Consider the following 22,179-nt stretch of genomic DNA (forward strand, 5'->3'; position numbering starts at 1 on the left):
TTCACTGCGATTTCATAAGAAAGATTTATAAAGGTTTGTTGATAAGGTCTAAAAATTCACCTGACATATTCTGGGCTTTTAATACAAACTTATCAATTCTTGTCAAAAGAATATTATAACAGAAGTTAGCCGGGATAGCCACTGCCAAACCTACTGCTGTTTGTCCTAATGCCGTATAAATACCTTCTGAAAGGGTTTTCGGAGAAAAAGATCCGGTGGCATGGGACAAATTAAAAAAGGCGATGATCATCCCGATTACGGTACCTAAAAGTCCTAACATCGGAGCAATACTCGGAACTACCGCCAAAAGGTTAAGGTTTTTCTCCATATTGGCCACTTCTACCTGAGCCTGAGCCTCCATTGCACTTACAATATCTGAAACAGGACGACCTAATCTTGAAATTCCTTTTTCCAGGATTCTCCCTTCCGGGGAATTTTGCGTCTTACAATAATCACTTGCTGCCTCAATCTTTCCTGCTTTGATAAAATCTTCAATATTATTCATAAAGTTGGAATCTGTCTTCGAGGTCAGCCTTTTAATAAAGAAAAACCTTTCAAAAAACAGGTATAAAGAAAATACGCCCAGCAGCAATACGGTTACCATCACTATTTTAGCGAAAGCTCCTCCATGGAACATAATCTTCCAAAATGAAAATTCTAAATTGTCTGTAGCAACTGCGGGTGTAGCGATTTGTGCAAATAAAATCTGAGTAAGTTCCGTTAACAGCATTAATGTGAATTTTTATAAAAGTTTCAACGACAAATGTAGTGGAATATTATTAATTGATATCTTAAAAATTGCTTAAAATTTGTTATGATATACAAACAACAAATTTCTCTCCAAAAAAATAATTTGAAAAGAAATCTGGTAAAATAGGGTATCGGAAAGGAATTAATCCTCGTCTACTTCGATATCATCCTGTCTGAATTCGCATTTCAACCTGAAAGGAATAGGGTTATCGGATCCCGTATAGAAATCATCAATATTTCCCTTCCAGATTACCTGAAGCTCTCCCTCTTCATTCTTTTCAAAAAGAAGCTCATTATCATAGATATAAGCATCTTCATCATCGAATAAATCGACTTCTGTATAGGTTTCCTCGTCAGAATCATTGATTTTGATTGTTTTGCCTTCTATCTCCGAAGATTCGATAGGGAAATCGAAAACTTCCAGTGAAAGCTGCGGAAAGTTGTACTGTAATGAATCATCATCTACATGATCCAAACTGTCATCCGTAATAATTTCAACCTCTAAAAAATGTTGCTGGTTGCTGTAAACCGCTTTACAATAAGTATTTCTGATATTGTATTTTAGCGTTTCATCCGGATGGTAAATTTTTAAAATCCCTTTCATTTTTTCTTAAAAAAGAACTGTAATAATATGATTGTTAAACGTTTTAGACAAAGATAAAAAATTGATTCAAAGTGAAAAGGATTTTGAAAATTATTTTTTAAAATCAAATTGTATAATGAGTCTGAATCACCCAATATTACTTACTTTTGTTTCATAAAGATTCTGAATATGAAAAACATCTTATCAAAAAGTATTTTAGGATTAGGATTGATGATCAGCCTTGCTTCATGCAAAAAATCTGATTCTCCCCTTACAAAAGTGACTCCCAGTAACCTGGATTCCATTGCTTCCAATTATTATGAGCAGTACCTTAAACTATATCCTTTAGATGCTACATCTCAGGGAGATACGAGATACAATGACCAGCTTCCTATCAATATTGATAAAGATTTCATCTCAGGAGAAATAGCGTTCTATAACTCTGTGCAGAAACAGCTGGAACACGTTGATTATAAAGCTCTTTCTGATGAGGACAAAGTAGTTTATGATGTATTGGACTATACTTTAAAAGACAAAATTGAAGCGTATGTCTATCATCCTGAGTACATTCCTTTTACCCAATTCGGAGGACTTCCGCTCACCTTTCCTTTGTATGGGAGCGGAGAAGGAAGCCAGCCTTTTAAAACTGAGAAAGATTATAATGACTGGCTGAAAAGAATGGAAAAATTCCCGGAATGGATGAATGCCGCTACAGATAATTTCCGTGAAGGAATCAACAATAAAATAGTGCTTCCCAAAAAACTGGTTATCAAAATGATTCCTCAGATGAAAGCCGAGGAAATCACCACTGCCGATATGGAGAAAAATATTTTCTACGGACCGGTAAGAAATTTTCCAAAAAACTTTACCCAGGCTCAGAAAGATAAATTTTCAGCTTTGTATAAGGATGCTATCACGAAAAAAATTATTCCTGCCTACACCAAAATGGGGACTTTTCTTGAAAAAGAATACCTGCCAAAAGCCAGAGATACCGACGGCTACAACAGCCTTCCCAATGGAAATGAAATATATAGCTATTATGTAAAAACCTGGACTACCACTAAAAAATCACCTGAGGAGATCAATAAGATTGGCCAGCAGCAAGTGGCTATGCTGCGTGCAGAAATGGAAAAAGTAAAACAACAGGTAGGTTTTACCGGAACGTTGGAAGAGTTTATCACTTTTGTGAAAACCGATCCAAAAGCAATGACCTATAAGAGCGCCAAAGAAGTTTTAGCAGGGTTTAACGGTATTCTGGCCAAGATTACTCCGAAGCTGAAAACCATGTTTAATGTGACACCAAAAACAAAATTTGAAATCAGGCAAACAGAAAAATTCAGGGAAGCCAGTGCCAGTGCAGAATATATTCCGGGAACTCCTGACGGAAAAAGAGCTGGTATTTTTTATGTTCCGCTTCCGGACCCTACAAAGTTTAATGTAACTTCGGGAATGGAGTCTCTTTTTCTTCATGAGGCAATACCGGGGCACCATTATCAGGTTTCTCTGCAGCAGGAGAATACTCGCCTTCCCAAGTTTATGAGATTCGGATGGTTTGGAGCATACGGAGAAGGCTGGGCCCATTATTGTGAGACTTTAGGACCTGAGTTTGGGTTATATACAGATCCTTATCAGAAAATGGGATATTTAAGCGACCAGATGCTAAGAGCGGTAAGACTGGTAGTGGACACCGGCTTGCACACAGGAAAAATGAGCAGAGAGGAAGCTATTAAATACTTCCTGAGTAATATTTCCTATGATGAAGGAGCTGCAACGGCAGAAGTGGAAAGATATATGGCTATGCCTGGGCAGGCCTTAGGCTACAAAATAGGCTCTTTAAGAATCCGTGAATTGAGAGAAAAATATCAGAAAGAGCTGGGAGCCAGGTTTAGTCTGACCAGTTTTCATGATGAAGTATTGAGCCAGGGATGTCTTCCACTGGATATTCTGAACCGGAAGATGGAGCTTTGGGCCAAGAAACAGAAATAAAAAAAAGATGGGATTACAGCAATCCCATCTTTTTTATATCTTTTACAAATAATTGTGTGATATCTCATCATAACAAATACCAGGAATATTGTAAAACCATAACACAACAAAAACATGATTACAGAAAGCCTGAAATCTCTTTATAGCAGGGATTTAAATAAATTAAAGACAGAGATCGAAGCCTATCAAAATGAAGAAAACCTCTGGAATACCGATAAAGATATCGCCAATTCTGCAGGAAATTTATGCCTTCACCTGGTTGGAAACCTTAACCATTTTATTGGCAGAGTACTCGGAAATACAGATTATGTAAGACAGCGGGACCTGGAGTTTTCATTAAAAAATATTCCAAAGGCTGAGCTTGTAGAACAAGTGCAGTCAACAATTACAATGGTAAGCACCGTATTAAGCGGGTTATCTGAAGAAGATCTTAAAAAAGAATATCCTCTTGAGCCTTTAGGTTACAAAATGACCGCAGAGTATTTCCTGATTCATCTTATCGGTCATCTGAATTATCATCTGGGACAGATCAATTATCACAGAAGGTTGTTAGACGTCTGAGCTATAAATTACAGTCAATAAATAAACGCAACAAACATAATATTATTTCCGTTGCGTTTTATTTTTTAGGTTCATGGGGCATTTCATCCAGTTAAGAAAGTTTTTCCACTGAACGAAAGGTCTTTATGCACTATTTAACCCTATTTCACAAAGTCTTGGCGAGCAATTCGTTAACGATATAAACTACTTTTCAAATAACATTTTCGTAATAAAATCCTTTTCTCCTTTTCCTCTTGCCGGAGAATACTCTCTTCCGTAGAAAATAATCTGAAGGTGGAGCTTATTCCATACTTCCTCCGGAAATAGTTTTTTAGCATCACGCTCCGTTTCCACCACATTTTTTCCTGAGGTAAGTTTCCACTGTGTCATCAGGCGATGGATATGGGTATCCACCGGAAATGCAGGAAATCCGAAGCCCTGGCTCATTACCACTGATGCTGTTTTGTGCCCTACTCCCGGAAGCGCTTCCAGTTCTTCATAGGTCTGGGGAACCACTCCATTATGCCTTTCCAATAAAAGCTCAGCCATTCTTTTCAGATTTTTTGCCTTGGTATTGGAGAGACCTATTTCTTTAATCAGTTCTTTGATCTGATATTCTTCCAGCCTGGCCATCCTTTGGGGAGTTCCGGCCACTTCAAAAAGATGAGGTGTGACTTCATTTACCTTTTTGTCTGTAGTCTGTGCAGAAAGCGCCACTGCTACCATTAAGGTATAAGGATCAGTATGGTCTAAAGGAATAGGTGTGGTGGGATACAATTTATCCAGTTCTCTCTGAACGAGCTCGGCTCTTTGCTTTTTTGTCATTTTACCCGTAAATTTGGACAAAATTAAATCTTTATGTTGAAAGTTGGAGACAAATTACCTGAATTTGAAGGAATCAATCAAGACGGAAAAACAGTAACCTCATCAAAACTTATCGGAAAAAAGCTTGTTGTTTTCTTTTACCCTCAAGCCAATACTCCAACATGTACAGTGGAAGCATGCAATCTGAGTGACAACTATACAGCCCTGAAGAAAGCCGGATTTCAACTATTGGGAGTAAGCGGAGACTCTGTGAAAAAACAGAAAAATTTCCACAGTAAATTTGCTTTCCCTTATGACCTTATTGCTGATGAAACCCGTGATATTATTGAAAAATTCGGGGTATGGCAGGAAAAGAAAACTTTTGGAAAAACCTATATGGGAATCGTAAGAACCACTTTTATTTTTGATGAAAACGGTATTTGCACCAGGGTTATTGAAAAAGTGACTTCAAAAACAGCGGCAGAACAAATTCTGGAAGGTTAATATTGTTTATAAATAACATCCGCCAATAACGCCACAATTACTATAAGTTGTGTTATTGACGGATTTGTCTTTAAAGATCTACTCTGTTTCGTAATAGTTAAGTTCTTCATTTTCACCAGGAAGAGTTACGTACTTTTTAAAAACAAACCCCAGTTTTTCGATCAGCTTCTGAGAAGAAAGATTATCTTTTGAAATAATAGCAGATATTTTAGTTAATCCAAATTCCTCCATTCCTATTGATTTTACTTTTTGGGCGGCCTCATAGGCATATCCTTTACCCTCAAATTCTTCCAGCAGGGAATACCCTATATCCACAATATCCAGGCCTTCCCTTTCAAAAATACCTACTCCTCCGATTTTTTCATTTCCTTCTTTGGTCATAACAAGATAATTTCCAAACCCAAGTTTTTCAAATTGAGGAAGAAATCTGTTTTTAATATAATTTTCTGCATCCTCCACGCTCTTGATATTACGGTCACCAATGTATTGAATGAATTTCGGACTGTTATACAGTCTAAAAATAAGTTCTTTATCTTCTAAAGACATCGGGCGAATGATTAATCGCTCTGTTTCGTAAATTTTATCTGCGTTTGGCTGTATTTTTAGGCTCATCTTTCTTGGGTTCTTCTTTTTTCTCGATTTTCAGAAGTCTAGGATTATTAGCACATTTTTTTATTGTATAGCTCAATATAAGTTCCATTGTTTTTCACATTGGACACTTCTCCTGTAGCTTTGTTTACCGTTAAAGTATAATGTGTTTTCTGATAAGGGCATTCCTTTGACGTTAGTTTTCCCAGATCCAAATAATAATTTGAGCGGTCTTCATGGTAGTTCCCTGCAAGATCTTTAAATTCTTCATCCACCATATATCCTTCAGCCGCTAAAACAACTGCTGCCTCCTGAGCGTTATCTATTTTTCCTACAAAAGTCTTCAGCTCTTCTGTATTAGTAATATATCCTGTTTTTCCTGCTGAGGAGTAAACGATATAATAAAAACTGTCTTCATTGGGAAACAGGTTAAACCCGGAAAATTGTGGAACATAGCTGAGTTTATCTCCGGAAACCTTGATTTCCTGTCCTTTTCCATAGCTATTGTACACCAGCACCCAGGAATTAATTTTACTGTCCGGATCTATCTGTTGTAAGATACCATGAATACTTGAAAACTTTTTCTTCTCCTGAGAATATCCCAGAAATCCTAAAAATGCCAATGCGAAAATTGTAAGTCGGGTGGTAATGTTCATCATAATTTAAAATCAGTTGAAATATACCATATTTTTTACATAAATTTTTCCCCTTTTTTGAAACTTTTTAAATCAAGAACATAATCTTTGATCAGCTGATCATTGTCCCGGGGACAAATCAGAAGTGCCTTATCCGTGTCTACAATGATATAATTTTCAAGACCATCAATAATGACAGCTTTATTATTGTTTTTCAGACGGATAACGTTTCCCTTTGCATTATAGGTCAGTAAATGCTTTAGTTTCACGGCATTCCCGTTTTCATCCTTCTCAGTATTCTCATATACAGAGGTCCAGGTTCCCAGATCACTCCAGCCCAGGTCTGACGGAATAACATATACATTTTTCGCCTTTTCCAGAATTCCGTTATCAATAGAAATTTTCTGTACTTTCGGGTAAATTGTTTCGATACAGCTGTTCTCCTTTTCGGAATTATATTCGCACGCCATAAAATGCTGCATCATCTCTGGAAGATAGAGTTCGAAAGCATGGTGAATGCTTTTAACATTCCATACAAATATTCCTGCATTCCAAAGAAAATCACCACTTTCTAAAAAGCTTTGGGCAATTTCAAGAATGGGTTTTTCCGTAAATGTTTTTACTTTAAAATATTCTGATCCTTTTTTTTCTACAAACTGAATATATCCGTAGCCGGTATCAGGCCTTGTAGGCGTAATTCCCAGTGTTACCAGATAATCATGCTTTGATGCTAGCTCAAAAGCAAGTTCCACTTTTTCTAAAAAAACATCTTCTTTAAGTATCAAATGATCTGCAGGAAGCACAATCATTGTAGCATCAGGATTAATTTCGGCGATTTTGTTCGCCATATACAGATTGCAGGCTGCCGTATTTTTCATCAGGGGCTCCCCTACAATGTTTTCTTCAGGGACTTCAGGAAGCTGCTGATGTGAAAGCGCCACATATTCCTTATTCGTAATCACAAATATTTGTTCTTTTGGAATAACCTTGCTGATTCTGTCATAAGTCTGCTGAATCATTGTACGTCCCACTCCTAAAATATCCTGAAACTGTTTGGGAAACTTTTGCGTACTCATTGGCCAGAACCGGCTTCCGATCCCTCCCGCCATTATCACACAGTATCTATCTGATTTTAACATTCTTAGCTACATTTTTCTACCCTTGCTAAAGGCTTAAAAGAATACTTCCTTCCCGTAGCCAGGTTCTTACAAAGATAGTTTTTTTTCACCAGACCTTCTAATAAATACTTTTCATTACGATATATAAAAAATTCACCTTTTTCAAGCTCTTCAATAAACAACAGGCTATCATCTTGTTTTTCAGTGTGAAAATATCTTACAAGATCAGGGCTGGCCATAAAGTTTGCTTTAGGTGATTTTGAAAACTTTACAATAATCGGTTTCAGATCTTCATCATACACTTCCAGGCTTTCCAGAAGCATATTTCTAAAAGTTACTTTCCATTCATTACCATGTGGAGAAATTCTTCTCCCATATCTTTCAAAGGCAATTAGGTGAGCCAGCTCGTGAGTCAGCACAAAGAAAAAAAAGCTGCGGGGTAAGGGTTGAATTTACCGTAATTTCATGAGAATTGTCCGGGAGCTTTCTATAGTCTCCCAGTTTGGAATTTCTGTTCCTTGTAACTTTTATATGTATATAATAATCTGAAAACCAAACTCTTAAATATTGAAGTGTGTTTTGGGGCAAATATTTTTCTAATGATTGGATAGACATTTTACAAACTTAATGGAATTCCTGCATAGAAATTCAATAGTTTAAGACTAAAAAGATAATTATATTTTGCCTGTGCTACTGATCCCTGTGCATTTGCATAATTATTTCTGGCAATATTAACGTCATATATGGTAGTTCTTCCGGCAGCATAGCTTTTGTCCGCAAAATCAAGAGCCAGCTTTGAACTTTTTTTCTGCTTCTACTGCTGATAAGTAGGTTTCATAATTGGCATCAGCGTCAAACTGGGCTTTCTGCACATTTTGTCTTATGGTTTGTTTCTGTTGTTCCAGAGTGATTTTGGCTGCGCTTTCATTGATTTTGGACTGCTCTACCTGAAGTTTTGTATTTCCCTTGTTGAAGATAGGAACCCTTAGGGTAAGCCCGCCCTGCTGACCAAAGTTATCACTGTATTGCTGGAAAAAGCCTCTTTCATTTACAGGCCTTCCCGTTATATCATATCCTGTAGTATTGGTGTTCAAAAGATTATTGTAAAAACTTCCTACTCCTATACTGGCCGAAAGTGTAGGCCAGAATGATGTTTTTGTTACTTCAGTCTGAGCTTCTGCGGACTTGATCCTGCTTTCTGCCGCTTTGATCTGTGGCTGGATTTCAAAAGCAGTTGCCAATATTTCATCTGCTGATCTTAGCTGCGTTTCCAGTGTATCCGGTACGTTTACATCTTCTACATCAAAGTCTTTATAATCTGACAATTGTAAGAGCTGGGCAATGGCAAACAAAGCCCTTCCTACATTTACTTCCGCTGTTTTAAGATTTTGTTTTTCCCTTGCCAGTGCTGCTTCCGCTTCTGCCAGAACCGTTTGGGCCGTAGTACCTACCTGGGTCGTTATTTTTGCTCTGTCATATTGTTTTTGTGCGTTTTCTACAGCACTTTGAGAAATCTTAACAATTTCTTTATTTAAAAGAGCCGTAAGGTATTGCTGGGCAATCTGAAGGGAAATATCATTTTTAATGGTTTCAATATCATACTGACTTGCTTCAACATCAAACTGAACTTTTCTGATATTCTTGTCCAGTCTCCCATTGTTATAAATGACAATATCAGCCCCTAAATTGGTGCTGTTACTAAATCTGTCATTCCTTAAACTTCCGGTACCAAATGAAGTCTGTCCAAAACTTACTGTGTTTGTCATACTCGCTGATACTGAAGGCAGATATTCATTTCTGGCCATTTTAAGATTGAGATCCTGAGATTTTTTGGTATACTGATTTTGGATAACCTGAAGATTATGCTCCACTGCATAGCTTACACATTCTTTTAAGGACCATTTCTTTTGGGCGTTCAGTCCCAAACAACCTAATCCAAAAACGATAATCCAAACTTTTTTCATATTAAGATTTTTCCATATTAGACGAATTAAATATAAAAAAGTTACAGATTCAAAAATTATATTTTATTTTAAAAAAACTTTTGGGAATTTTGCATCATGACAAACGAACAATATCAGGAATCCATAGACTGGCTCTTTGTACAAATGCCCAATTATCAGATAGACGGGCAAAAAGCATACAAACCGGGACTTGATAATATTATCCGGCTTTGTGAGTTCTTTGGAAATCCCCAGGAAAAGATCAAATGCATCCACATCGGCGGGACTAATGGAAAAGGCTCTTCAAGCAATATGCTGGCGTCTGTACTTCAGGAAGCGGGCTATAAAGTAGGGCTATACAATTCTCCTCACCTTATTGACTTTACAGAACGGATCAAAGTCAATGGAAAAAACTGTAATAAAGAATTTGTTTTTGATTTTATTCAAAAGCTTAAAAAGCTGCCCGAAGATATCCGTCCGTCTTTTTTTGAATTTACCACTATCATGGCTTTTGAATACTTTATGCAACAGCAGGTAGACTTTGCCATTATTGAAGTAGGATTAGGAGGAAGACTGGATTCTACCAATATCATTAAACCTCTTATTTCGGCGATTACCAATGTTCAGCTGGATCATCAGAATATCCTGGGAAACACTATTGAAGAAATTGCATGGGAAAAAGCAGGAATTATTAAAAAGAACACCCCTGTTATCTCAGGCGATGAAAATAAACCGGTAAAAGACATTATCATAAAAAAAAGCTATAGAGGAAAATGCTCCGTTTATTGATGCAACCCTTATCCAGACAGATCTTACTTCCGATCTGAAGGGGAATTACCAGCAGAAAAATATTCGTGTTGTTCTGGCTATGGTAGAAGAACTCAGAAAGTTGAATGTTACTATTTCAGAACAGGACGTAGCTAATGGATTATTAAATGTTCATCACAATACAGGATTCATTGGCCGCTGGTTTGAGTTCTCAAAAAATCCGCTTACTATTTGTGATACGGGGCATAATCAGGCCGGATTGGAGCAGGTTTTTTCACAATTAAATTTTATAGATAAGCACAAACATATTATTTTAGGCTTCGTCAACGATAAGAAAATAGATGAAGTCATGGCTTTACTTCCTGGCAATTCCGAGTTTTATTTTGCTAAACCATCTATCAACAGGGGAAGGCATCCTGAAGATTATGAAAACCTTCTCCGTGAAGCTAAAATTTTTTATAAAATTTTTGATTCCGTACAGGAAGCGTATCTGGCTGCAAAAGAACGATGTACAGATAACGAAATGATTTTTATTGGCGGAAGTAACTTTGTAGTGGGAGAATTTTTAGAAAAAAATTTGGAGATTAATGAATAAGTCGTATATTTGCACCACTCTAAACAAGAGAACAAGTCTAGAGGGTTCTTAGCTCAGTTGGTTCAGAGCATCTGGTTTACACCCAGAGGGTCGGGGGTTCGAATCCCTCAGGACCCACAGAAAAGGAACGAAACCTTTCAAAAAAATTCGGGTTCTTAGCTCAGTTGGTTCAGAGCATCTGGTTTACACCCAGAGGGTCGGGGGTTCGAATCCCTCAGGACCCACAAAGATCTCTCAGATTTCTGGGAGATTTTTTTGTTTTTATTCCTCTCAATATTCATTACCTTTACAGCTCTTAACATCCATATTACCAGCTTTTGAAGGAGCTTCACATTATATCGTTCAATTATCCTTATCCGCCGTCTTATGGTGGCATTATTGATGTATATTATAAGATTAAGGCATTATCAGATCTGGGAGTAAAAATACATCTTCATTGTTTTGTGGATCATATCCCTGAAAAAATTGATCCGGAAGTTCGGGATAGTACAGAAAATATTTTCTTTTATAAAAAAAAGAGAAACCCTTTTCTTTATTTTTCACCCGTGCCCTTCGCTGCGGCGATAAGAAATTCAGAGACATTGCTCAAAAATCTTGAAAAATTCAAAGCACCTATCCTTTTTGAAGGACTGCAGACGACGAAAATTATCGACCAATTAAAGCAGAAAGAACATCAATTGTTCCTCCGGCTTCACAATAACGAAACTGAATATTATAAAGGCCTGTCTTCTTCCGAAAAAAACCTTTTAAAAAAGATCGTTTACAGAATTGAAGCTTTAAAATACAAAGGATACCAAAAGAAGCGTTTGAAAGAATTTAAAACGATATTCTGTCTTTCGGAAAAAGAATGCCGGGAGACTCTCGCTTATTCAAATAACGCAAGCCTTATCCATATTTTCCATGGTAACCGTATAGTAAAATTCCTGGATAAAAAGGGAGCGTATTTCCTTTTTCATGGGGATCTGAGTATATCAGACAACAAAAAGGCATTAAATGAAACGATCAGCCTGTTTGAAAGCCTACCTGAATACAACCTCATCGTGGCGTCCGACCGGGCTCCTGATGAAATTAAAAAGAAAATAAACCGTATTAAAAACATCGATCTGGTTCCTATAGAAACCGATGAATTCCTTCACCGGCTTTTTGAAAATGCACACGCCAATATTTTACTCTCATACCAGCAGTCCGGAACAAAAGTCAAGCTTTTCAATGCCCTTTATAACAGCAGATTTGTCATTATCAATCAGAATATTACTGACGACAGCTCTCTGATCCGGCTATGCCTTATGGGAACAACAACAGAGGAAATAAGGCAACATATTATAACTACCGCAACAAGCGATTACAATGAAAATGAAACCAGAAAGATGGTTTTAGAAAAGAATCATTCTGATCATGCTAAAGCAGAAGCAATGGTCAACAGTATTTTTAAAGATTAACAACTTTTATTATTTTACGGATATCAAGCTCTTCCAGACAGGCCCAATCTCCGCGATAACATTCTTTATCCCCAAAAACAGAACAGGGTCTGCAGGTAAGATCATTGACCTGAACCACATCATTTTCGCTCTGACCAAAGCCCAGAAACCCCGCATAAGGATGTGTAGCTCCCCATACAGATATACATCTTGTCCCCATCAGACTGGCAAGATGCATATTAGCAGAATCCATTGAAATCATCAGCTCCAGTTCTGAAATTTTATTCAGTTCTTCCGAAAGGCTCAGTTTCCCTGAGAGGCTTTTGGTGTTGGGAATCTGTTCTTCCCACTTTTCAAGAGTTTCGGTTTCCTTTTTTCCACCTCCGAAAAAATAAACAGTGTGTTTTTGTGCCAAAAGCCTGGCCAGCTCGTATGATTTTTCCAGAGGAAGCATTTTCCCTTTATGCTGGGCAAACGGAGCAAAGCCAATTCCGGATTTCGCTGTGGAAGCCGGCCTTAGCTGATGAGACAATTCTACTTTAAAGCCCATTTTCCGAAAAACATCAGCGTACCGCTCAACGGTTTTTTTTTAATTGAACCTTATTTAAGTTCCATACATCGGTAAGATGTTCCTTTTCTTCCTTTCCTTTATCAATTTTGAAGACCTTCAGTCCTTTCCTTTTATAAATCCTGTCCAATACCTTGGTACGGATTACATCATGAAGATTAGCGATAAAATCCGGGTTGAATTCTCGGATCAGTTCGTTACTCAACCTGTTTAATCCAAAAAGTCCTTTATAGTCATCTAAATTGATTCCTTTAAATATAAGATTCGGAATACCAGCAAATAAGGCTTCAAAATTTTTTCTGGAAACCATTACAATTTCTACATCTGGGTTTTGTTCCAGGAATTCTCTGAAAACCGGAGCTGTCATGGCAACGTCTCCAAAAGCAGAAAAACGATATGCTAAAATTCTGGTCACAATTACGATTTCAGCTGATAAGCGACTGCGTAAAATTTAATCTGCTTGGTCATGGCCATTAATCCGTTTGCCCTGGAAGGAGAAAGAAACTCCTGAAGACCTATTTCTGAAATAAACTCAAAATCTGAATCTAAAATTTCCTGTGTGGAATGCCCGCTGTAAATGCTCACCAAAAGAGAAACGATTCCCTTTGGAAGAATTCCGTCAGAATCTGCATTAAAGAAAAGCTTCCCATCTTTAAATTCAGCATCAATCCATACTTTGCTCTGGCAGCCTTTAATCAGGTTTTCTTCTGTCTTCTTATCATCCGAAAGTCCTTTTAATTCCTTGCCAAGATCTATGATATACTCATATTTCTGCTCCCAATCTTCAAGAAATGCGAATTCTTCGATTATTTCCTGCTGTTTTTCCTTAATGGTCATTTTAAATCAAATTTCTTTGTGCAAAGATAAGAAATTATGCTTTAGGCGATAAGATTCAGGCAGTAAGCTATTTCAGATCTTACCTGTTACCTGAAGCCTGTAGCCAAACCTGCTTTTTGAAAAACTTTTAATAATTGTATTTCTTCATTTTCCCAACACAGCACTTTGGATGCTTTTTCAAGCTCCAGCTGATAATTTTTTCTTCCTTTCTCCAAAACCTTTTTTATTGCTTCCGCAATATTTTCAGGATGATGATTTTTAATGATTTCTCCTATGTCAAACTGGTTTTTAATATTTCGCAATTCGGGAAGATCAGACAAAATTAAAGGAACCCTTGACTGGATACAGTCCAATACTTTATTGGGCAATGAATAAAGATAGCTATCTCCCCCATTCTCTTCTATGCTCATTCCGACATCTGCTGTCACGGTTATTTTTCTTAAGTCCTCGGGTTTTAGTTTTCCCAGAAACTGAACTTTATGCTGAAGCTTTTCCCTGTTGACCAGTTCTTCATATTCTTTTTTTCTTGGGCCGTCTCCGGCAATTTTAAAAATGACTCCTTCCAGATAATGCATCGCCATAATGGCTTTATCAATCCCCCGGAAAGGATTAAGAGCTCCCTGGTATAAAAATATTCTGGGTGAATTTTGAGGAATTTTTATTGTAAAATCCAGTTTTCTTGGAGCATTCTGAACCACCACAGCGTCTATTCCGTATTTTTTTCGGAACCATTTTGCATAACTTTCACTGGCTGTCACCATCCACTGTAGCTGGGGAATAATCTTTTCTTCTACATACCGCCACACCTTTTGTGACATTTTGCCCTGAATGGCAGGCATTTCTGAAAAAATCTCATGGCTGTCAAAAACCAGCGGGATATTCAGCTTTCTGGCGATAAGATAGTTTGATAACAAGGCATCCACATCATTAGCATGAAGAATGGTATTCCGGTCTGCTTTTCTTTTGAGTACATGGTAAAGCTTCCAATTAAACTCAAAATAGGCTGTCTTTAAGCTTTTTGAAGCCAGATGTATTCGTGAAAAAGGATAAGGCCGTTCCATTTCTTCGGCTCCTTTCCAATCATTTCCTATCAACTCCACCTCATAACCATTTTCATGAAGGGTCCTGCAAACCTTTTCAATGCGCTGATCCGTATACAGATTACTGAAAGCTGATGTAATGATTTTTTTCTTCATCAGGATTTTTTTCCGGTCAGTAAATGATACATCTGAATAAAGCAAATCAACCCGTTGGGTATGATAACCGGCCATAACGGACCACTAAAAAAACCATAAATGACAAAACAGATACAACCAATCATATTGACCACTCTGATTTTTCTTACATCTTTCAGGATGAAACTCAGTACGATAAAAACAGAAGCAGAGTATCCAATATAAGTAGTAATTTCAGGATTCATGGGGAAATTTTAAGGATAACAAACTTAATCATTTTCAATAAGATAATAAAATTTTTTCTGCCATAAAGTCATTAATTGATTTTTGGTAAAATATTTGTAATTTAGATAATGAATAAAAAGCAACGTTGCTTTTATTCTAATGAGATATATTATGGACTATAAGTTTTCACAAGGTTTGAGCCAGGTGTTCAAACAAAGCAAAAGCGAAGCTAAAAGGCTGAAAAGTGAATTTCTCAATACAGAACATCTACTTTTAGGTATTATAAAAACGGAAAACTCTGCAAAAGAAATCCTTCAAAACCTTAATGCGGATTTAACACAAATCAGAAGAAAAATTGAAACTCTAAATACAGCAAGTCTTAATCCTATTTCTGAGGAGGTTACTAATATTTCTTTCACCAAGATGGCAGATCATGCCATTAAACGTGCAGAGTTAGAATGCCGGCAATATAAAAGCAATGAAATTAATACCGTTCATTTGCTTTTGGGTATTCTTTATAAATATGAGGACCCTACTTCAAATATTTTAGGAGCTTATGACATCGACTATGAAGGTGTTTCAAGAGAGTATCAGACTATGCTCAAAAATTCAGGACAAGCACCTCAGATGAGTGCATACGATGATGATGATGAGAGAGAAGAATTTGAGCAAATGAGAAAGCCTACAGGAAATTTAGGTTCTGCAAAAAGTAAAAACGCCTACATTGGATAACTTTGGTAGAGACCTGACTTCTCTGGCAAGAGACGGAAAGCTGGACCCTGTAATCGGACGTGAAAAAGAAATTGAGAGGGTTTCCCAGATCCTATCACGAAGAAAGAAAAATAACCCTCTTCTCATTGGGGAACCGGGAGTTGGTAAATCTGCGATTGCAGAAGGACTGGCATTAAGGATTCAACAGAAAAAAGTCTCCAGGGTTCTTTACGGAAAACGTGTGATCACTTTAGATCTGGCCAGTTTAGTAGCCGGAACCAAATATCGTGGTCAGTTTGAAGAAAGAATGAAGGCCATTATGACTGAGCTGGAAAAGAACAGGGATGTCATCTTATTTATTGACGAGCTCCATACCATTGTAGGCGCCGGAAGTTCCACAGGAAGTTTGGATGCCTCCAACATGTTTAAGCCTGCCTTAGCAAGAGGGGAAATCCAATGCATCGGGGCTACGACGCTTGATGAATACCGTCAGTATATTGAAAAAGATGGAGCATTAGAAAGAAGATTCCAGAAAGTAATGGTGGAGCCTACTTCTATTGAGGAAACCATTCAGATTTTGAATCAGATCAAAGACAAGTATGAAGAACATCACAATGTAATTTATACGCCTGAAGCGATAGCCGCTTGTGTCAATTTGACATCAAGATATATAACAGACCGTTTTTTACCGGATAAAGCTATTGATGCGATGGATGAAGCAGGATCACGTGTTTACATTAAAAACATGAAAGTCCCTACGGAAATCATTGACTTCGAGAAAAAAATCGAAGACATCAAAGAATTAAAACAAAAAGCGGTAAAAGCCCAGGATTATCTGGAAGCCAGAAAGCTTAAAGATGAGGAAGAACGTCTTCAGATGGAACTTAACTCGGCTCAGGAAAAATGGGATAAAGACGTGAAGGAGAAAAAAGAAACCGTAACGGAAGAAAATGTAGCAGAAGTGGTTTCTATGATGAGCGGGGTGCCTGTAACAAAAGTAGGTAAAAACGAACTCGACAAACTTGCCCAAATGGACGGCAAACTGAACGGAAAAGTGATTGGTCAGGAAGATGCTGTAAAAAAAGTGGTAAAAGCCATTCAGAGAAACAGGGCCGGACTTAAAGATCCGAACCGTCCTATCGGTACCTTTATCTTCCTGGGGACAACCGGGGTAGGTAAAACCGAGCTGGCGAAAGTAATGGCAAGGGAATTATTTGATTCTGACGAAGCATTGATCAGAATTGATATGAGTGAATACATGGAAAAATTCGCTGTTTCAAGATTAGTAGGTGCGCCTCCGGGATATGTAGGATATGAAGAAGGTGGCCAGCTGACCGAAGCGGTAAGAAGAAAACCTTATGCTGTGGTTCTGTTGGATGAGATTGAAAAAGCTCACCCTGATGTATTCAATATTCTGTTGCAGATCCTGGATGAAGGACACGTTACAGATAGTTTAGGAAGAAAAATCGACTTTAGAAATACAATTATTATCCTTACTTCCAATATCGGAACAAGAGATCTCAAAGATTTCGGAGATGGTGTAGGATTCGGAACTTCAGCTAAGAAATCAAGTTCCGACAACAGAGCAAGAAGCACAATTGAAAATGCCCTTAAGAAAGCATTTGCTCCTGAATTCCTGAACAGAATTGATGATATTATTATCTTCAACTCTCTTGTACAGGATGATATCAAGAAAATTATTGATATTGAGCTTAATAAGCTGTACGGAAGACTTGAAAAATTAGGATATAAAGTAGAATTGACTGAAGAAGCCAAAGACTTTATTTCTGAAAAAGGATGGGATAAAGATTTCGGAGCAAGACCATTGAAACGGGCTATCCAGAAATATATTGAGGATTTATTGGCAGAAATGCTGGTGAATAAACAATTGAATGAAGGAGAAACCGTAGTTCTTGATCTTAATGAAGCCAAAGACGGTTTAGCCGGAAAAACACAGAAAGCTAAGAAATCTGCAGCTGAGAAGTCTTCTCAGTCTTAAATAAATAATTTAATTTTTGATTAAAGCATCGGGAATTCCCGATGCTTTTTTGTTTATGGTGTTCTTATGTTTGGGCTAAAGCCCATGGAATGGGGATATTTGATTTATGCGGGCTAAAGCCCGCCCCCTATTGATATTGATGGACCATAATATAAAATTTATTGTTTTTTATGGGGAATTTCTGATGAACCCTAAAGAATAAACATTCCTCTGTTTTATCTTCTTTACAATAAAATAAATTGTTGTTTACTGTCAGCATTATAACTGAAAGTAACTTCCGGCATCTATTAAAGTCCTACAACAAAGCCTATATTCGGGATCAGTCCACTTGAAAATACACTGGAGTTTTCCTTATAGAGAACATTGTACATTAATCCCAACTGCATAAAAGAATTATTTCCGATCCTTTGCATATATCCTCCACCAAGGTATAATGCTGTTTCTTCCTTGTTGTATTTATAATCGTAGTATTTATCTTTATAATTAATAAAATAATGCTGGAGATTGGCCCCGACATAGAATGATCTGGCAAAATAATAATTGATAAACGGGCCTATTCCAAACATCGTAGATCTGTAATAGTCTGAAGTCTGCCATGAAACACTTCCCACCACACCTCCTTCAAGATCATTGGTAAGCCTGTATCCTACCCTCGGTGATGCCTGCAGATAAAAAGCGCTGTTGCTTCCGAATCCCAAACCAATTCCTCCTCCGAAAGTCCAACGGTTATTTTCCTGGGCTGGTGCGCCTACTGAAATCTGGGAAAAAACTGTTCCTGAGAAGAACATTAACATCAGTGGAATAATAAACTTTTTTCATATTTAAATATTTTATTTTGTGTAAAGATTCTTCCTCAATCAGCACTTTTTTTATCTCTGTCTGGCTGTTGAAAAGTATCGTATATGGTGTTATTTAATTTAAAATTGTTTTTATCAATGTTTAAAAATATGGTTTTTTTTACGAATTTATTAGTTGTATTTTTGCCGCGTCAAACTAAGAACTCCCGTTAAGAGTTTCGTAAAATTGAAAATAATGAAAATAGTAGTAGGCCTCTCCGGAGGTGTAGACTCAAGTGTTGCAGCTTATTTGCTGCAGCAACAAGGCCATGACGTAGTGGCTTTATTTATGAGAAACTGGAATGATGCATCGGTCACTTTAGAGGATGAATGTCCCTGGATTGAAGACAGCAATGATGCACTGATGGTTGCCCAGAAGCTGGGTATTCCGTTTCAGGTGATTGATATGAGCGAGCTTTACAAAGAAAGAATCGTTGATTATATGTTCGCCGAATACGAGAAAGGAAGAACACCGAATCCTGATGTATTATGCAACAGAGAGGTAAAATTCGATGTTTTTATGAAGACAGCTATGTCTTTAGGTGCTGATAAAGTTGCCACAGGCCATTATGCAAGAGTCAATTCTACTTTTGATGAAAGCGGAAAAGAAATTTTTCATCTTTTGGCAGGAAAAGACAATAACAAAGACCAGTCTTATTTTCTTTGCCAGCTGAGTCAGGACCAGCTTTCAAAAGCATTATTTCCTATCGGAGAGCTTACAAAGCCTCAGGTAAGGGAGATTGCTAAAGAAATAGGATTGGTAACCGCCGATAAAAAAGATTCACAGGGGCTATGTTTTATCGGAAAGGTAAGCCTGCCTCAGTTTTTACAACAGCAATTGAAACCTAATGAGGGTGAAATTGTAGAAATTTTTAAAGATTCTCCATTATTTTCAGAAGAAAAACCGGGGTTTACATCTAAAGAAGAAGAGCTTAAGTTTTTATCTGCCAAAATCCAATATAAAAAGACTGATGGAAAAGTGATTGGCAAGCATCAGGGAGCCCAGTTTTTTACCATCGGACAAAGTAAAGGATTAGGTATCGGGGGGCATAAAGAAAGCTGCTTTATCATTTCCAGAGATATGGAAAACAATATTCTTTTTGTAGGAGAAGGGAGTCATTTTCCGGGGCTTTATAAAAAGGCCTTAAAAATTGACAATTCAGAGCTGCATTGGGTACGTGAAGATATGAGGCTTAAAAGCGGCGAGTCCATGGATGTGATGGCCAGATTCAGATACAGACAGCCTTTGCAAAAAGCTAAGCTTTATCAGTTTGAAGATGCTTTTTATGTGGAATTTGATGAGCCGCAGTCTGCTATAGCAGAAGGGCAGTTTGCGTCCTGGTATATCGGCGAAGAGCTTATCGGAAGTGGTGTCATTTCATAATATATTCTGATAAAACTTCAGAAAAACCTTAAATCAAATATGCAAATCCGGAATCTTGTATTCCGGGTTTTCTTTTTTGATTGCTTTATTTCATTTTATACTTGAAACAGGATCGAATAAATACCATTCCCACAATACATTCTAACAATAATATCATTGCTAAAAAGCCAATTGGTTTTCCCAGGATCAATCCCCTCACCAGCTTGATAATTCCCAAGATAAAAACCAGGCTTATACCATACAAAACTGTTTTTGAAACAGGTTCTTTCATCATTTTCAACAGGGGGATTACGGCATAAACACTCAATAAAAGAATTGAATAGAATTGTAAAAAGTCCGGGCCTTTCAAAGTAATCGGATTAAAAGTATGGTGTTTTGAAAAAAGCCAAATAAAGCTAATAACACCCGGCACTAAATGAATGATCAATTTTTTCATAGTTTTTATTTTTACTTGATTATCCACCACACCCCCCGCATCCGCCACATCCACCTCCGCAACCTCCTCCGCAGCTGCTTCCACCACTACAACTACTTCCGCCACAGCTTCCGCCATTTTTATCATCTTGTTTATTATTTCCCTGGTATATTCCAATCAGCCCACCAAAAATAAAAGCTGCCATAAGTGAAATAAACAAGGAGGTAATTGTACTTAAAATCTCTCCAAGACAGGATGACATCAACAAAAGAATGCCTAATAACGGAATTATCCTGAATTTTTTCCACCAGCTTCTTTTATAGGGTGTATTCTGAAGCCAGATTTCTTTTGGTGCTTCCATATAAAAAACTTGCTGATACGCTTTTAAGGTGTATATAAACCAGTTCCGATGTTTAGATTGACCTTCTACTCCTCCCTTTGAAGGATGATGGTGAAGATTTCTTTTTAAAATATTGGGACAAAAATCTTCCCAATAATTTTGGGTGTAGATCAGGTGCATATGCCATACTTTATCTACGATCTTGCTTGGAGAGGCTCCATTGGGAAGGATACAGCAGAGATAAACAAACTTTTTATACTCTTCTATCGCTTTTGCTGTGAAATCACGGCTCCAGTTTTCTTCTTTGGCCAGCTTCTTTGAAAAAGGAAAAGCAGCATCCGGAGCGTCTAAGGAGAACCCCTGAATCCGGTTCCAAAGAGATTCATCTTTTACAAATATTTTTGTTTCCATTGTGTTACCATTTATTTTCTACTCAAATATCTTTTGAAATCAGAATATAAAAACCTTACAAATATCTTATCCGGATGTATAAAAGCCTTAAATTCGTCTTACAATAAAAAATAAAGAAATGAGAAAAGAGGATATCCTTCATCTTGAGAAGCTTATGAACTTTCTAAGCAGGCAGTTTTTAAAGAAAAAATAGCTGGGAAGATGTCTCAAAAACCGAATGGTCATACATCTGCACGGAACTCAATGATCTGATTATTAATGATCATTCAGAAAAAGGAATAAAAAAAAGAACCCGAGCTCCTGGGCTCGAACTACCTTTATGAGCATCTTGTTATCAATAAACTAAAAAAGTACCGTAATAATGAATATTCTATAATAAGCAAACCTAATCTGGCCAAATTAAGCCTGATTGTAAAAGTCCTGGGCTATTCAGGATATATTGATTTTATAAATTCCAATACAGAATCCTTCAACTTCAACGATCTCAGAATTGATATGAATAACGTGAGCTCAAACACGGCTCTTTTAGATCATCTGGTGGGATGCTGGTATTCTTATAACAGAAATCTTCCTGAAAATCCTTTACAGGAAAAAGAAGACCGGATCTGGCGTTCTGCGATGGAAATTTATAAATCTGAAACTACAGGAGAGTTTTTTATAGAAAGAAGCGGCGGTGATCACCATAAATATTTTGGTAAAGTAACGGCTTATTCGGATTATATCTTTATCATTATGAACAGCAATACCTTCATCCGGCAGAGACATTTTATCTCTCGGATCAAAGATAGTAAAGAAAAGCTCAAAAATCCGGAATATAAGCTCCATGAGCTCCACTTTATAAGCACCTGCATCAGCTTTAACCAGGAACCTATAGCTTTATTTGAGATTTTTCAAAAAGCAGACAGAAAAAAATTTTATTTCAGATTCCATCAGCTTTCCGATAAACAGTGATGAAATTCCGGAGTCTATTGTAAAACAGCTCGAAGACACTGAGACTAATAGAATTGATTACAGGTAGCTGTAAACAGTATTTTCATATAAATCCG

Annotated in this window: 21 protein-coding genes, 2 tRNA genes and 3 pseudogenes; 10 read left to right on the forward strand and 16 right to left on the reverse strand. The window is 37.2% G+C overall.

What is annotated here, in order from left to right; all coding sequences use genetic code 11:
* Positions 1–25 precede the first annotated feature (25 nt).
* Together HX13_RS14710 and HX13_RS14715 are read right to left on the reverse strand one after the other, a co-directional pair.
* Entirely contained in the window at positions 26–730 is a 705-nt protein-coding gene (locus HX13_RS14710) for a MotA/TolQ/ExbB proton channel family protein (RefSeq protein WP_050021732.1), read from the reverse strand.
* Positions 731–892: 162 nt separating this feature from the next.
* Positions 893–1,354, reverse strand: a complete 462-nt coding sequence (locus HX13_RS14715) for a hypothetical protein (RefSeq protein WP_050021733.1) — start codon at positions 1,352–1,354, stop codon at positions 893–895.
* Between the two features lie 168 nt (positions 1,355–1,522).
* Here HX13_RS14715 and HX13_RS14720 point away from each other — a divergent pair, with 168 nt between their 5' ends.
* Positions 1,523–3,319, forward strand: coding sequence for a DUF885 domain-containing protein (locus HX13_RS14720; RefSeq protein WP_050021734.1), 1,797 nt, complete (start codon positions 1,523–1,525; stop codon positions 3,317–3,319).
* Between the two features lie 114 nt (positions 3,320–3,433).
* Positions 3,434–3,880, forward strand: coding sequence for a DinB family protein (locus HX13_RS14725; RefSeq protein WP_050021735.1), 447 nt, complete (start codon positions 3,434–3,436; stop codon positions 3,878–3,880).
* Positions 3,881–4,063: 183 nt separating this feature from the next.
* On the opposite strand, the gene nth is transcribed toward HX13_RS14725, so the two are convergent.
* Positions 4,064–4,684 carry an endonuclease III gene (gene nth, locus HX13_RS14730; protein WP_050021736.1) on the reverse strand — a complete coding sequence of 207 codons (621 nt, stop codon included), beginning with the start codon at positions 4,682–4,684 and terminating at the stop codon, positions 4,064–4,066.
* Between the two features lie 33 nt (positions 4,685–4,717).
* Here nth and bcp point away from each other — a divergent pair, with 33 nt between their 5' ends.
* Complete coding sequence (gene bcp, locus HX13_RS14735) at positions 4,718–5,167, forward strand: thioredoxin-dependent thiol peroxidase (RefSeq protein WP_050021737.1); 450 nt, start codon at positions 4,718–4,720, stop codon at positions 5,165–5,167.
* Positions 5,168–5,245: 78 nt separating this feature from the next.
* Here bcp and HX13_RS14740 read toward each other — a convergent pair whose 3' ends face one another.
* From HX13_RS14740 to HX13_RS14760, 6 genes are all read right to left on the reverse strand, one after another.
* A complete protein-coding gene (locus HX13_RS14740; protein WP_050021738.1) occupies positions 5,246–5,779 on the reverse strand; it encodes a GNAT family N-acetyltransferase in 534 nt (177 codons plus the stop codon).
* Between the two features lie 47 nt (positions 5,780–5,826).
* Positions 5,827–6,414: a hypothetical protein gene (locus HX13_RS14745; protein ID WP_238555374.1), complete on the reverse strand. Its 588-nt coding sequence runs from the start codon at positions 6,412–6,414 to the stop codon at positions 5,827–5,829.
* A 32-nt stretch (positions 6,415–6,446) separates the two neighbouring features.
* Complete coding sequence (locus HX13_RS14750) at positions 6,447–7,529, reverse strand: mannose-1-phosphate guanylyltransferase (protein ID WP_228377708.1); 1,083 nt, start codon at positions 7,527–7,529, stop codon at positions 6,447–6,449.
* A 2-nt stretch (positions 7,530–7,531) separates the two neighbouring features.
* The gene (locus HX13_RS14755; protein WP_238555375.1) at positions 7,532–7,927 is read right to left on the reverse strand and encodes a hypothetical protein; all 396 of its coding nucleotides are present in this window, start codon (positions 7,925–7,927) and stop codon (positions 7,532–7,534) included.
* Positions 7,928–8,124: 197 nt separating this feature from the next.
* The gene (locus HX13_RS24490; protein WP_238555413.1) at positions 8,125–8,301 is read right to left on the reverse strand and encodes a TolC family protein; all 177 of its coding nucleotides are present in this window, start codon (positions 8,299–8,301) and stop codon (positions 8,125–8,127) included.
* The gene (locus HX13_RS14760) at positions 8,291–9,472 is read right to left on the reverse strand and encodes a TolC family protein (RefSeq protein ID WP_238555376.1); all 1,182 of its coding nucleotides are present in this window, start codon (positions 9,470–9,472) and stop codon (positions 8,291–8,293) included. Before HX13_RS14760 ends, HX13_RS24490 begins: the two co-directional genes overlap by 11 nt.
* Before the next feature lie 96 nt (positions 9,473–9,568).
* On the opposite strand from HX13_RS14760, the pseudogene HX13_RS14765 reads away from it, so the two are divergent.
* From HX13_RS14765 to HX13_RS14780, 4 genes and pseudogenes are all read left to right on the forward strand, one after another.
* Positions 9,569–10,814: pseudogene (locus HX13_RS14765) on the forward strand (bifunctional folylpolyglutamate synthase/dihydrofolate synthase).
* Positions 10,815–10,856: 42 nt separating this feature from the next.
* Positions 10,857–10,931: transfer RNA gene (locus HX13_RS14770), tRNA-Val, on the forward strand.
* A 32-nt stretch (positions 10,932–10,963) separates the two neighbouring features.
* Positions 10,964–11,038: transfer RNA gene (locus tag HX13_RS14775), tRNA-Val, on the forward strand.
* A gap of 93 nt (positions 11,039–11,131) precedes the next feature.
* The gene (locus HX13_RS14780) at positions 11,132–12,253 is read left to right on the forward strand and encodes a glycosyltransferase (protein WP_050021739.1); all 1,122 of its coding nucleotides are present in this window, start codon (positions 11,132–11,134) and stop codon (positions 12,251–12,253) included.
* Here the strand turns inward: HX13_RS14780 and HX13_RS14785 are convergent.
* From HX13_RS14785 to HX13_RS22145, 4 genes and pseudogenes are all read right to left on the reverse strand, one after another.
* Positions 12,243–13,167, reverse strand: a pseudogene (locus tag HX13_RS14785) (glycosyltransferase family 9 protein). The gene HX13_RS14780 and the pseudogene HX13_RS14785 sit on opposite strands and share 11 nt — an antisense overlap.
* A 50-nt stretch (positions 13,168–13,217) precedes the next feature.
* The gene (locus tag HX13_RS14790) at positions 13,218–13,637 is read right to left on the reverse strand and encodes a SufE family protein (protein ID WP_050021740.1); all 420 of its coding nucleotides are present in this window, start codon (positions 13,635–13,637) and stop codon (positions 13,218–13,220) included.
* A gap of 86 nt (positions 13,638–13,723) precedes the next feature.
* Positions 13,724–14,833 carry a glycosyltransferase gene (locus HX13_RS14795; RefSeq protein ID WP_128572436.1) on the reverse strand — a complete coding sequence of 370 codons (1,110 nt, stop codon included), beginning with the start codon at positions 14,831–14,833 and terminating at the stop codon, positions 13,724–13,726.
* Positions 14,833–15,057: a hypothetical protein gene (locus HX13_RS22145; protein WP_053327646.1), complete on the reverse strand. Its 225-nt coding sequence runs from the start codon at positions 15,055–15,057 to the stop codon at positions 14,833–14,835. Before HX13_RS22145 ends, HX13_RS14795 begins: the two co-directional genes overlap by 1 nt.
* A 151-nt stretch (positions 15,058–15,208) precedes the next feature.
* Here HX13_RS22145 and HX13_RS14800 point away from each other — a divergent pair.
* A pseudogene (locus HX13_RS14800) lies at positions 15,209–17,747 on the forward strand (ATP-dependent Clp protease ATP-binding subunit).
* Positions 17,748–18,034: 287 nt separating this feature from the next.
* Here the strand turns inward: HX13_RS14800 and HX13_RS14805 are convergent.
* Positions 18,035–18,541, reverse strand: coding sequence for a hypothetical protein (locus HX13_RS14805; RefSeq protein WP_238555377.1), 507 nt, complete (start codon positions 18,539–18,541; stop codon positions 18,035–18,037).
* 238 nt (positions 18,542–18,779) lie between these two features.
* Between HX13_RS14805 and mnmA the strand changes: the two genes are divergently transcribed.
* Positions 18,780–19,967, forward strand: a complete 1,188-nt coding sequence (gene mnmA, locus HX13_RS14810; RefSeq protein ID WP_050021742.1) for a tRNA 2-thiouridine(34) synthase MnmA — start codon at positions 18,780–18,782, stop codon at positions 19,965–19,967.
* An 85-nt stretch (positions 19,968–20,052) separates the two neighbouring features.
* Here the strand turns inward: mnmA and HX13_RS14815 are convergent, their stop codons facing one another.
* Positions 20,053–20,520 (reverse strand): hypothetical protein, encoded by a 468-nt coding sequence (locus HX13_RS14815; protein ID WP_238555419.1) that lies wholly within the window; start codon positions 20,518–20,520, stop codon positions 20,053–20,055.
* Positions 20,423–21,133: a glycine-rich domain-containing protein gene (locus HX13_RS14820; RefSeq protein WP_050021743.1), complete on the reverse strand. Its 711-nt coding sequence runs from the start codon at positions 21,131–21,133 to the stop codon at positions 20,423–20,425. The genes HX13_RS14815 and HX13_RS14820 overlap by 98 nt, the downstream gene beginning before the upstream one ends.
* 504 nt (positions 21,134–21,637) lie before the next feature.
* Here HX13_RS14820 and HX13_RS24495 point away from each other — a divergent pair.
* Positions 21,638–22,084: a hypothetical protein gene (locus tag HX13_RS24495; RefSeq protein WP_238555378.1), complete on the forward strand. Its 447-nt coding sequence runs from the start codon at positions 21,638–21,640 to the stop codon at positions 22,082–22,084.
* Positions 22,085–22,179: the final 95 nt, after the last annotated feature.

The sequence above is a fragment of the Chryseobacterium sp. P1-3 genome, assembly GCF_000738495.1.
Taxonomy (GTDB): domain Bacteria; phylum Bacteroidota; class Bacteroidia; order Flavobacteriales; family Weeksellaceae; genus Chryseobacterium; species Chryseobacterium gallinarum.